Origin of the sequence: Rhodopirellula bahusiensis (assembly GCF_002727185.1) — a bacterium.
Classification (GTDB): Bacteria; Planctomycetota; Planctomycetia; order Pirellulales; family Pirellulaceae; genus Rhodopirellula; species Rhodopirellula bahusiensis.
The window spans coordinates 1-11750 of record NZ_NIZW01000031.1 but is presented as its reverse complement, the minus strand read 5'-3'; the positions used below and the strand labels follow the sequence as shown (position 1 = coordinate 11750).

The following is an 11750-nucleotide window of genomic DNA, read 5'->3' as shown; positions in this document are numbered from 1 at the left end:
TCAGTTGTTCTCTTGAAGTTCGACGGTGTCCATGACTTTTGTGTTTCGCTCGATCGCGATCACGGTGGTGCGTTGGCGAAGACCATCGCGTGTTTCGGCGGTCACGGGAAGCACCTGACGTTTGTCGGGGAATTCCATGCGAACCGTGAAGGCACCATCGTTTTGCAGTTTGACGGGATGTCCGCCAACCATCACCGAGGCGGTTGGGTCGGCTTTTCCAAACACGATCAGTTCGGCTTCGACATCCAAACGCAGCTTGGTTTGACGCAGCAGCGAGGGATCGCCGGTGGTCGAGCCTGAATCGTTGCGATGAGGCATTTTTCGTTGCAAACGATCTTCGAAGACTTCTCGCAGATCGGCACTGCGGGACTCGTAACCGCCGCTGAGAGCGTAGATTCGCTCGTAATCTTCGGCGATGTCCTGCCAGTGTTCGTCGAGACGTTGGCAGTCGCCTGGCACAGGAGTTTCGACCACGTTGCTGCGGCACAGGCAATGAAATTCACCGTCACTGGCCAAATAACCAATCGCGACGCGGAAACGCGAAGGTGGGTCTTGAACGTCGACGTACCAATTGCTGACACCACCATGCACCGTGATGTCACGAGCGACCGTTTCGGCGCTGTTGCTGGTCACATCGCCGACGGCCAGCAGACGAAGCGTTGGGACCGCGGTGTGCCACTTTTCAGCCATCGCTGATTGAGCACGTTGGACGCTGGTTTGGGTGATTTCCCAGCTCGCCTGCAACCAAAAGGCGTCGCGAACGACCAGGACGATGCGGTCTTTGTGAGGAGCGTCAGCACGATGACGTTGGGCACCATCGGTGACCGCGGAACCAGCGACCAGAGTCCCAGTCGAGAGATCCTTGTGTTTTTGGACCAATTCGCGGCGGCGACGCATTTCAGCCCGAATGCGTTCGGTTTTCGCGGAAACTTTGGGTTCGGTCAGGTCAGTCATGGGAGCGTCCGGACGTGAACGCACCGTCGTTTTTGGTTTGCCAGCGGCCGCTTTGCGAGCAGGTGATTTGGTGGACGACTTGCCGCTCGAGGAGGAGCGAGGTTTCTTGGAACTCGCCGAAGCTCGTGGTTCGCTCGTTTTGGCGGTGCTTTTCGCCTTTGCGGAACCGGCTCCAGCCCGTCCTTTTTTCGCATCACTTGCCGCTTTTCGGCGCAAGCGTTGCTGGGCCTTTTTGATCTCACTGATCAAATCGTCCTTCCGCATGGAGTGCCAGCCTGTGACCCCGTAATTTTTGGCAATTTCAGCCAATTCGCGACGGGTTTGCGACGGTAGATCAACAGTACTAATCAAGGCGGGCTCCTCGAGATGAACGCCTCGCCGATCTTCCCAATTGAGGGAAACGAGGCGCGAATGGTTGATTTGAGGCAACAAATTGATGCCGTGGTGCACCCAGCTGTACCGCTGTGGAAGGAGGCAGAATCGGCTAGTGGACGCACCTTAACGGGGGAATCTGCTGCCCAACTATTATGGCAAGGGGATGCTCATTGTTCTAGTGTTCGATTTGCGAAAAGCCGGATTGAGATGCGAAAAGAGGGGGCCTCGGATGACAAAAACCCTCTGATCGGCCAATCTTTGCACCATTCGTGTGTTTGAGTGCCAGCAATGGGCAGAATCAATGTCGCGACATTATAGCGTGCCTGATGCGATAATCGAGCAAATGGCTAACCAGAGGGGTGTTCATGGGTGATTCTGAAAAGCAGCGAAATGGCGGTGGTTCGAACACGCAGCCGATGCTCCGATTGGCTTCTGCTGGGTTTGAACTGGCTTCCTTTCCGCTCATCTTGGGTGCGATCGGCTACTACTGGCTCGATCCGTGGATGGGGAACGAGACCCCGTATATCGCGATCGCGGGAGTTCTGGTCGGATTCTGCTTGGGGTTCTACCGGCTCATTCTGATGGTGAATCAGCTTCCATCGTGAAATCAGCCTTCGGAACGTGTTTGATACGCCCATTTCTTGGTAGGCGGGCTGTCGATTTAATAAGCCGTACCGTATTAGCGGCGGCTAATCAGACGTCAAACGGGGCTACTACCCGTCGGCCAATTGTTGTCATTCGGTATACGACTAAATCAACAGCCTGTAGGCGGTGATCTTTGACGAGAACGATTCAACACGGAGTCATCTTGATCACGGTCATGGCGATCACCGTGGTCTGGCTGCTGCTGTGTCTGTTGTTCGCGTCGGGAAGCATGATTCAGAGCCAGTTTTCGCCAAATTCGACCTGGGGCATTGTGTCGCTGGTCAGTCCCTGGCTGGTGTGGCGAAAGTTGGCGATCGCGAGTTGGTTGATCGCTCTGGCGTCGGTCTTTCCGCGGTTGATGTCGGTTCAAATCAGCAAAGATCGGTGGTTGGCGACGCAAGGCTTTCTGGCTGGGATGTTGATTCGGATCAGCGGGACCGTTGCGTTGTATTTGGCCAGTAGTTATTACTTGGACGCTCCCGAGACTTGGTCCGCCGCCTGGGTGCTGTTCTGGCACGTCAGTTTGTTGGCGGTCGAAGTCGTTGTGATCGCACGGTTCGCTCACCGTGACGTTGCCTGAAATCATCCCGACCTAATTTCATCTGTCATGTTGCCATTTTTAGCCGCAGCCGGTCACGATCCGACCGATCACGCGATTCCGCACGCGTTGCATGAATCGCCGTTGCTCAAAATCCCGTTTGGTGGCGAAGGCACGAATGTGCCCGCACTTGGAATTCGGGATGGCTACTACGAGTTCTTCCTGACCAATCACTTGATGATGACGGCCGTGGTCGGTTTGTTGTTGATCATCACCGGCGTGTTGTGCTCACGAAAAATCAGCATCTTTCACGGCGAAGGTTTGGGTCGCTATCAGACTCGCGGCCGGTTGTCGCAATTGTTCGAAACGATCTGTGCGTTCATTCGTGATGAGGTCGCTTACCCGAACCTGCACGGCCTGACCGACAAATACATTCATTACATCTGGACGGTGTTCTTCTTCATCCTGTTTGCCAACATCCTGGGCGTGATCCCGTTTGGCTACATGTTGCAGTTGATCACTGGAAACGACGCGTTTTCGCATTGGGGCGGCAGTGCCACCGGGAACCTGTCGTTGACCAGCATGCTGGCTCTGACCTCGCTGATTGCGATCATCTTCATCGGGATTCGCGAAACCAGCGCCAAAGACTTTTTCAATCACTTCAACCCCATTGGCTGGGATGGCGGCATCTTGATGTTGCCCATCGCGTTGATGCTGTACGTGCTCGAGTGGCTCAGTTTGCTGGTCAAGTGCTTCGTGCTCGCCATGCGGTTGTTCGGCACAATGATGGCCGGCCACTTGGTGCTCGCCGCCTTCGTCGGACTGATTTTCGCGGCTGGTGAAGCGAGCAAGGGAATGGGTTACGCGGTCAGCGTGCCCGTCGTCTTGGTGGCAACATCGCTGACATTGTTGGAGTTGTTTGTTTGCTGTCTGCAAGCGTTCATCTTCACCTTCCTGACCGTGCTGTTTATCGCCGCAATGGCGACACATGAACACGACGAGCATTTGGACGACGACCCGCACGCAATGACGGACGCCAACCAAATGGACCCAGACAAGATTTTTGACCCCAGTCGCATCAGTCCAGCCGTGGGTGCCAGTCATCCAGCGGGTGCCTGATTGGCTTCTGAGGCGGTTCGAAGGGTGATTTTGACGAGCGGAAAACGATGTGGCATTTTGTCGCTCGATTTCAAGGCTCAAAGCATTTGAAATTGCCCCGAGTCCGCAAACTGTTTTGATTCGCGCCGTCAGGCGTTCGGGAGTGAAAGCTTTTTCGACTCCTTTCTGACGAAACTACAGCAGGGTGGCATGACGGTTCGACTTGGTTGGACTATTCTTCCGCACTCAAAAAAACCTTTCCCCCTTTCACTCGCTCAAAATTTTTACGGAGCAATCTGAAGATGTTAGAACTGGCAATGATGTTGGCCCAAGAAATCGCTTCCTACGACTTCGGCCGCATGGGTCTGGGGATCGGAATCGGATTGATCATTATCGGTGCCGCTTTGGGCATTGGTCGCATCGGTGGCAGTGCTGTCGACGCGATGTCACGTCAGCCTGAAGCTGGTGGACGCATCCAAACGGCGATGATCATCGCGGCTGCACTGATCGAAGGTGCGACCGTCATCGCATTGGTGTTCATTCTGTTGTGCCGCAGCTAGGTCGAATTTGATGAAACGCTTGCTTGCAATTAGCTCGCTCACTTTGCTGGCCTCACTGGTGTTGTTGGTGGTTTCACCTGCACGCTCGTTGGCAGCACAAGATGAAGTGACCGTGGTGGACGCTCGTGCGGACGCGGCGGACAGCGAAGATGGCGATCACGACCATGATCACGAAGGTGATGACCATGGGCACGATGAAGCCGCCGGAGACGAACATGGTCACGGCGACGAGGACCATGCAGCGACTCCTCTGTTGTCGTTCGACGGTGGGTCGGCGATTTGGAACCTGATCATCTTCCTGTGCGTCTTGGCGATTCTGTCCAAATTCGTTTGGCCAGCCGTCCTGGGCGGTTTGCAGGCTCGCGAAGAAAAGATTCGCGAAGATTTGGAATCGGCTGAGAAGGCCAGTGCCGAAGCGAAGCAAATGCTGAGCGATTACCAGTTGAAATTGGACGAGGCAGCCGGCCAAGTTCAAACGATGCTGGCAGATGCTCGCCGTGACGCCGAAGCAAACGGTCAGAAGATTGTCGATGCCGCCAAAGTGGAAGCCGCCGCGCAACGCGAACGAGCTTTGTCGGACATCGAGAACGCAAAGAAAGTTGCGATGGCTGAAATGGCCGGACAAACGTCCAAGTTGGCCATGCAAGTCGCTCGCAGTGTTGTTGGCCGCGAATTGTCGGCTGATGACCACGCGGATTTGATTCGTCAATCGATGGAACGGCTTCCCAGCCAGAACTAACGCCTTTGACGTGGTCAAACTTCCTTCCCTGAAATTCCTACGACGCTCAACCGACGAGACCCCCAACGTGTCCGAAACCGCCTCGCATTCCACCGTCCTTGACGTCGGCGCCGAAAAACTCGGCAAGACCTACGCTCGGGCGTTGCTCGCTGCGACTCAAGCGGATGGATCCACCGATGCGGTTGTCAGTGATTTGAACGTGATTTGTGACGAAGCTTTGTTGCCGAACCCCAAGTTGCAACTCGCTTTTCAATCGCCGCAAATCGACGCTGACGAAAAATGCCGTGTGGTGGATCGTTTGTTTGGTGGGAACACTCATCCAGTCTTGATCAAGCTGATGAAGGTGATGGCCAAACGTGGTCGACTCGGTTACTTGGTCGCAGTTCGCGATGCGGCGGTCGAGTTGTTCGACGAAGCCGCAGGACGAGTCGTCGCCGAAGTTCGCACGGCGGTTCCGATGACGGAACAGCTTCGTGGTGAAGTCACCCAACAACTTTCCAGCCGCTTTGGCAAAACCGTTCGCCTTCGTGAGTCAGTCGATACCGAACTGATCGGCGGCATGGTGATCCGAGTCGGCGACACCGTTTTTGATTCGTCAGTGGCCAGCCGATTGGACAAGCTCGGCAAAACCGCTGCGGCTGGTTTCGCTCGCCAATTGATCGAACAGTCGGATCGATTCAGTTCATCGTCGTGATCCAACGCGGCGACTGAACTCCCACCTCAAAACATTTACGCACAAACCACCATCGGAAAACACGGTACGGTCCAGTGAAATTCAATAGCGACGAGATCGCCTCTGTCTTGCAGGCCGAGATCGAACAGTTCGATAACAAAATTGACGTCCGCGAAGTCGGAACGGTCTTGGAAGTTGGTGACGGGATTGCTCGCGTCTACGGCCTGTCTGGCGTTATGGCCGGTGAAATGGTCGAGTTCGCCAACGGATCGATCGGTCTGGCCTTCAACCTGGAAGAAAACAGCGTCGGGGTCATCATTCTGGGCGACTACCTGACGATCGAAGAAGGTCAAGAAGTCAAAGCACTCGGAACGCTTTTGTCCGTTCCAGCCGGCGATGCAGTTATCGGTCGCGTTCTCGATCCACTCGGGAACCCACTGGACGGCAAAGGCCCCGTCCAAACCGACATCACTCGCCCGGTGGAAATCATCGCGACGGGCGTTGCTGAACGCAAACCGGTTACCGAGCCTCTGCAAACGGGTATCAAGGCCATCGACTCGATGACCCCGATCGGACGCGGTCAACGCGAACTGATCATTGGTGACCGAAAGACCGGAAAGACCGCTATCGCGATCGACGCGATCCTGAACCAAAAGGGTCAGGGCGTGAAGTGTTTCTACATCGCCATCGGCCAAAAGGACTCCGCCGTCGCTTCGGTCGTCGACGTCCTCGAGCGTCACGGTGCGATGGAATACACCACCGTCATCGCGGCGGGTGCCAGTGCACCGGCTCCTCTGCAATACGTGGCTCCTTATGCCGGTACCGCGATGGCAGAACACTTCATGTTCAACGGCGGACACGCCTTGGTCGTCTACGATGACTTGTCCAAACAAGCCACCGCGTATCGTCAAATGTCCTTGCTGATGCGTCGCCCACCAGGTCGTGAAGCTTACCCTGGTGACGTTTTCTACTGTCACAGTCGTTTGCTCGAACGTTCGTCGAAGTTGTCCGATGAGCTCGGTGGCGGTTCGATCACCAGCCTTCCGATCATCGAAACGCTCGAAGGTGAAGTTTCGGCTTACATTCCAACCAACGTGATTTCGATCACCGACGGTCAAATCTACGTTCAACCTGACTTGTTCTTCTCGGGCGTTCGTCCCGCTATGAACCCTGGTATCAGTGTTTCTCGCGTGGGTGGTGCCGCTCAAACGAAGGCCATGAAGAAGGTCTCCGGCGGTTTGCGTCTTCAGTTGGCTGCCTTCCGTGCTTTGGAAGCATTCGCCCAGCTCGGTACCGACTTGGATCCGGCGACCCAGGCCGAACTGGATCGTGGTTACCGCATGGTCGAGTTGCTCAAACAACCTCAGTACCAACCGCTTTCGGTTGCTGAGCAAGTCATCAGCATCTATGCCGGTACGAACGGTCACCTCGATGACGTTGCTGTCAAAGAAGTGCAAAGGTTCGAGAAGGAATTGTTGCAATACGTCCATGACAAGCACAGTTCGTTGATCAGCGATCTGACCGCGACGCCAGCCTTGAGCGATGAAATCGCTGAACGCATCGTTGCGGCGGTCAAAGAGTTCAAGACTGTCTACAAACCCGCCACCCCTGCAGCCTGAACCCGAAAGGCGGAGTGATTCATGGCCAACGCACGTGCCCTCGATAAACGACGCAAGTCGATTCGCAACATCCGCAAGATCACGCGGACGATGGAGCTGATCGCAACGGCTCGGTACAAAAAAGCAATGGACCGCGCTGCCGCGGCCACGGCTTACACCGAGCAGATCACCAAAATTGTCTCGCGGCTCGCTGATGCCGGGTTGGACGTGCAGCACCCGCTGTTGGAACAACGCGAAAAGATCAACACGACCCGTGTTCTGGTTCTGGCCAGCAACCGTGGTTTGTGCGGCGGATACAACGCGTCGATTTTGCGTACCGCTCTGCCCCGCATCAAATCGCTTCGCGAATCGATTCCGAACGTCATCATCGACGCCAGCGGCAAACGCGGTGTCAACGGTTTGAAGTTTCGTGGCATCGACACCGAACAGCAGTTCCTGCAGTTCGAAGATCAACCTGCATACGACGACGTCGAGAAGATCGCTGAAGGTTATTTGGCCGAATACATCACCGGCAAAATTGACCGGTTGGATGTCGTCTACACCAAGTTCATCAGCACATCGAAGCAAGAGGCCGTGATCGAAACCTTGCTTCCACTTGGTTCACTGGCCGATGAATCGGATTCCGATTTGGCTGGTTCAGACGAAACCAATGCCGAATACGAATTCCTTCCATCGGCGGAAAGCATTTTGGAAGAGGTCGTGCCGACCAGTTTCAAAGTCAAGTTGTTCAAGTGTTTCCTGGATGCTGCGGTGAGCGAGCAGGTCGCTCGAATGATCGCGATGAAGGGAGCCACCGAGAGTGCCGGCGACATGATCAAACAGTTGTCGATGACCTACAACCGAGCCCGTCAAAGTCAAATCACCGGCGAAATCATGGAAATCATCGGCGGTGTCGAGGCCCTGGAAGGCTAATGCCCTCGGGCAGCTTGAGAGCTTCTAGCGACTTGCCACTAGCTACTTGAGACATCGATTTTCAAATGACGAATCGTCACAGCAAACACACCACCCCATTCAATTCATAAGCTAATTGCTAGTAGCTAACCGCTAGGAGCTTCTCCCTCATGTCCACTGCAACCGCCACCGGCCGCGTCACTCAAGTCATCGGTTCAACCTTTGATGCCGAGTTTCCTGAAGGTCAACTGCCAAAGATCTACAACGCTTTGACAATCCAAAGCGAGCACAAAGGGGTCACCATTGACCTGACCGGCGAAGTGCAACAACACCTCGGTGGTGGTCGTGTTCGTGCGATCGCTTTGGGTTCTACCGAAGGCATGATGCGGGGCATGGACGTGGTCGACACTGGCAAGCCAGTTTCGGTTCCCGTCGGAAAAGCCACCTTGGGCCGCGTCTTCAACGTGCTCGGTCAACCCATCGATAAACGTGGTGATGTTCAAGCCGACGACTACTGGCCCATTCACCGTCAAGCTCCTCCCGTCAACGAGCTGTCGACGAACACGGAGTTGTTCGAAACGGGCATCAAGGTGGTTGACCTTCTGACGCCGTTTGTTCGTGGTGGTAAGGCTGGTTTGTTCGGTGGTGCGGGTCTGGGCAAGACCGTGATTCTGACCGAGCTGATCGCTCGGATCGCATCGAGCCACGGTGGTTACTCGGTCTTCGCTGGTGTGGGTGAACGAACTCGCGAAGGCACCGACCTCTGGTTGGAAATGCAAGAAACTGAGATCGGTTCGACCGGTCGCAACGTGATCGAGCAAACCTGCATGGTGTTCGGTCAGATGAACGAGCCACCAGGATCACGTCTTCGTGTTGCTCTGTCCGCACTGACCATGGCGGAATACTTCCGCGACACAACCGGTGCTGACACGCTGTTGTTCGTCGACAACATCTTCCGCTTCTCGCAAGCCGGTTCGGAAGTGTCCGCACTTCTCGGACGGATGCCATCGGCTGTGGGTTACCAGCCCACACTGGCAACCGAAATGGGTGCTCTTCAAGAACGGATTACCTCGACCAAGCAAGGTGCTATTACATCGGTGCAAGCCGTTTACGTGCCTGCCGATGACCCGACTGACCCCGCACCGGCCACGGCGTTCGGTCAGCTCGACGCGTTCATTTACCTTGAGCGTTCGATTTCGGAAAAAGGGATCTATCCCGCCATCGACCCGTTGGCTTCGAACTCGCGAATTTTGGACCCTCAGTACGTCGGCGACCGTCACTACACGATCGCCCGCCGCGTTCAAACGATCTTGCAACGTTACCGCGAACTGCAAGACATCATCGCGATTCTCGGTGTGGACGAACTCAGCGAAGAAGACAAGACCATCGTTCACCGCGCACGCCGCATCGAACGATTCCTGTCGCAACCCTTCCTGGTCGCAGAAGTCTTCATCGGCAAACCTGGTGAAATCACGTCTCTCGAAGACACGATCCGCAGCTTCGAAGGAATCTGTGACGGCAAGTACGATCACCTGCCCGAGCAAGCGTTCATGTACGTCGGTGCGATCGAGCAAGCCGAAGAGCAAGCCAAGAAGATGGAGTCCAAGTAACCGATGTCCATTCGATGTGTCGTCGTCACGCCCGAACGAACCGAATTGGATCGGGAAGCTGACTTTGTAGCCTTGCCGATGTTCGATGGCGAACTGGGCGTTCAGCGCGGTCGTGCACCGATGATTGGCCGTCTCGGCTACGGTGTGTTGCGTCTGCAAACGGTCAGCGGACCCGAACGTTACTTCGTCGACGGGGGTTTCGCCCAAGTCGAGGATGACGTCGTGAACGTTTTGACCGGACGAGCGATCCCTGTGGATTTGCTCGACAATGACGAGGCCACCAAGACATTGGCGGAAGCACTGGACATGCCCAGCAGCACTCCCGAGCAAGCTCAAATCAAAGACGCCGCCGTGCGTCGAGCCCGCGGGCAACTGCGAGCCAGCCGCTAAGCTTCACCAAAGCTTCGAATCAGAAACAACATCCACACGTCAGTTCTCGCTGACGTGTTTTTGTTTGCGCCGAGTTGGACCTCTGAATCGTTGATGCCCAGCTTGATCAGCCTCCCCGGATCGTGGTTGGCACGATTTGGCTCCACCCCCGTAGCCGGATTCGCCAAGAATTCGGCCCGCTACCCCTACCACGCAACCAGTCGCGGAGTGACGGCATCCGAAAGCCTTGGGCTTTTAACCCAAGTTCATCCGTCGACACCCAGCCCCCCAAGTCGCGGAGCGACGACAGTTGTTCACCGCCCCGTCGCCAGGCGATCTTTCGTTTCAGACCCCCGTGCGATGGTTTTCAAAACCGATCGACCACTCCTGTTTCCTAGTAAGACACCACTCCCATCGGTCCTTCGTGAGCCGATCGATGGTGCTTGGCACCGGCTCCGCCGATCCGGTACCGAGAATGCTACCGTAGTACTCCGGTGCATAGAGATGGTTAAACTACCTCCGTCCCCTTTGTTCGGGCGCAAATCAAAGACGCCGCCGTGCGTCGAGCTCGCGGGCAACTGCGAGCCAGCCGCTAAGCTTCACCAAAGCTTCGAATCAGAAACAACATCCACACGTCAGTTCTCGCTGACGTGTTTTTGTTTGCGCCGAGTTGGTCTACGGAATCGTTGCGGCCCAATTGACCAGCCTCCCAGGATCTAGGTTGGCACGATTTGGCTCCACCACCGTAGCCGGATTCGCCAAGAATTCGGTCCGCTACTTCTGAATCGTTGCGGTGACGGCTCTGTCCGGGACGAACTCATGAACGACTCCAGAGGAATCCGGGGTATCAGCTCGTGGAGGAAGTCCTGAGTTCGTTGATGCCCAATATGACCAGTCTCCCCGGATCAAGTTTGGCACGATTCGGTTCCACCGGCACGAAACGTTGCCGCGGCAACCCCCAGCAGTTAGGATTCTGAGCACGGGAGTGAGTTGAGTGATATTGGTCAAACACCCCAACTCACTTACCCCGTATCATGCAATTTCCCGCGTACGACCCTACTGAGTAGGGTTGAATCTATTGTTCTGCCAAAGATCCGCTCAGGCGTGAAGACATGACCGTAGATCCGATTTCGATATTGAACTCGTTGCTGACTGCGAGGAAGCCGGTAGACAACAATCGACTTACGGTCGACGGGCTCGATGTCTATGCGATCGATGACGAACTCTCCACGCCCTTGGCCGTATCCGAGAGTTTCTTCGAGGGTGACCGCAGGGCAGCACATGGGCGAGTCGAGGCTGACTACCACGATCGATTCATGAAAGCCGTGAACGCGATTCACACCGTTTGGGGACCGCCTTGCTTCCAGTCTATCACTGTTCCGTCATTTCCCTACACTGACGATGAACCTAAGTCGTTCGAAGAAGACATGTATTGGCGTGGAGCCGTTGCATTGGCATACTGGCGCAAAGCTGGGCGTCTAGCGTACGTCTGTGTAGAGCATCAGGATGTGGAACTCCCGTACTGTCTTCTGCTTGGAACGAAGCCCGATGGCTCATACCAGGCAGAACCAATAAGCTGCTATGTGGTTTTTATAGTTTGGCAGTATAGCCGTTTCGGCGCGTACGTTCAGCGGTCACACTTTTAGTGCGTTTTCGAAGATCGAGTCTCCGCCCTGACG

Annotated in this window: 11 protein-coding genes; 10 read left to right on the top strand and 1 reads right to left on the bottom strand. The window is 55.4% G+C overall.

Going from position 1 to position 11750, the window contains the following annotated elements; genetic code table 11:
• Complete coding sequence (locus tag CEE69_RS27225; protein WP_099263764.1) at window positions 1-1305, bottom strand: DUF4912 domain-containing protein; 1305 nt, start codon at window positions 1303-1305, stop codon at window positions 1-3.
• A gap of 389 nt (window positions 1306-1694) precedes the next feature.
• On the opposite strand from CEE69_RS27225, the gene CEE69_RS27215 reads away from it, so the two are divergent.
• From CEE69_RS27215 to CEE69_RS27165, 10 genes are all read left to right on the top strand, one after another.
• The gene (locus CEE69_RS27215) at window positions 1695-1934 is read left to right on the top strand and encodes an AtpZ/AtpI family protein (RefSeq protein WP_099263728.1); all 240 of its coding nucleotides are present in this window, start codon (window positions 1695-1697) and stop codon (window positions 1932-1934) included.
• Between the two features lie 215 nt (window positions 1935-2149).
• Window positions 2150-2554 (top strand): hypothetical protein, encoded by a 405-nt coding sequence (locus CEE69_RS32610; RefSeq protein WP_158231083.1) that lies wholly within the window; start codon window positions 2150-2152, stop codon window positions 2552-2554.
• A gap of 27 nt (window positions 2555-2581) precedes the next feature.
• A complete protein-coding gene (gene atpB / locus CEE69_RS27200; protein ID WP_099263726.1) occupies window positions 2582-3631 on the top strand; it encodes a F0F1 ATP synthase subunit A in 1050 nt (349 codons plus the stop codon).
• A gap of 281 nt (window positions 3632-3912) precedes the next feature.
• Window positions 3913-4170: an ATP synthase F0 subunit C gene (atpE, locus tag CEE69_RS27195; RefSeq protein ID WP_008658869.1), complete on the top strand. Its 258-nt coding sequence runs from the start codon at window positions 3913-3915 to the stop codon at window positions 4168-4170.
• A 10-nt stretch (window positions 4171-4180) separates the two neighbouring features.
• Window positions 4181-4909: a F0F1 ATP synthase subunit B gene (gene atpF, locus CEE69_RS27190; RefSeq protein WP_099263725.1), complete on the top strand. Its 729-nt coding sequence runs from the start codon at window positions 4181-4183 to the stop codon at window positions 4907-4909.
• 10 nt (window positions 4910-4919) lie between these two features.
• Window positions 4920-5603, top strand: a complete 684-nt coding sequence (gene atpH / locus CEE69_RS27185; RefSeq protein ID WP_099263724.1) for an ATP synthase F1 subunit delta — start codon at window positions 4920-4922, stop codon at window positions 5601-5603.
• Window positions 5604-5677: 74 nt separating this feature from the next.
• Window positions 5678-7201, top strand: coding sequence for a F0F1 ATP synthase subunit alpha (gene atpA / locus CEE69_RS27180; protein WP_007334261.1), 1524 nt, complete (start codon window positions 5678-5680; stop codon window positions 7199-7201).
• 21 nt (window positions 7202-7222) lie between these two features.
• Window positions 7223-8113: an ATP synthase F1 subunit gamma gene (gene atpG / locus CEE69_RS27175; RefSeq protein WP_099263723.1), complete on the top strand. Its 891-nt coding sequence runs from the start codon at window positions 7223-7225 to the stop codon at window positions 8111-8113.
• A 149-nt stretch (window positions 8114-8262) separates the two neighbouring features.
• On the top strand, window positions 8263-9702 hold the full coding sequence (atpD, locus tag CEE69_RS27170) for a F0F1 ATP synthase subunit beta (RefSeq protein ID WP_007327184.1): 1440 nt from the start codon (window positions 8263-8265) through the stop codon (window positions 9700-9702).
• A gap of 3 nt (window positions 9703-9705) precedes the next feature.
• Window positions 9706-10092, top strand: coding sequence for a F0F1 ATP synthase subunit epsilon (locus CEE69_RS27165; RefSeq protein WP_007327186.1), 387 nt, complete (start codon window positions 9706-9708; stop codon window positions 10090-10092).
• Window positions 10093-11750: the final 1658 nt, after the last annotated feature.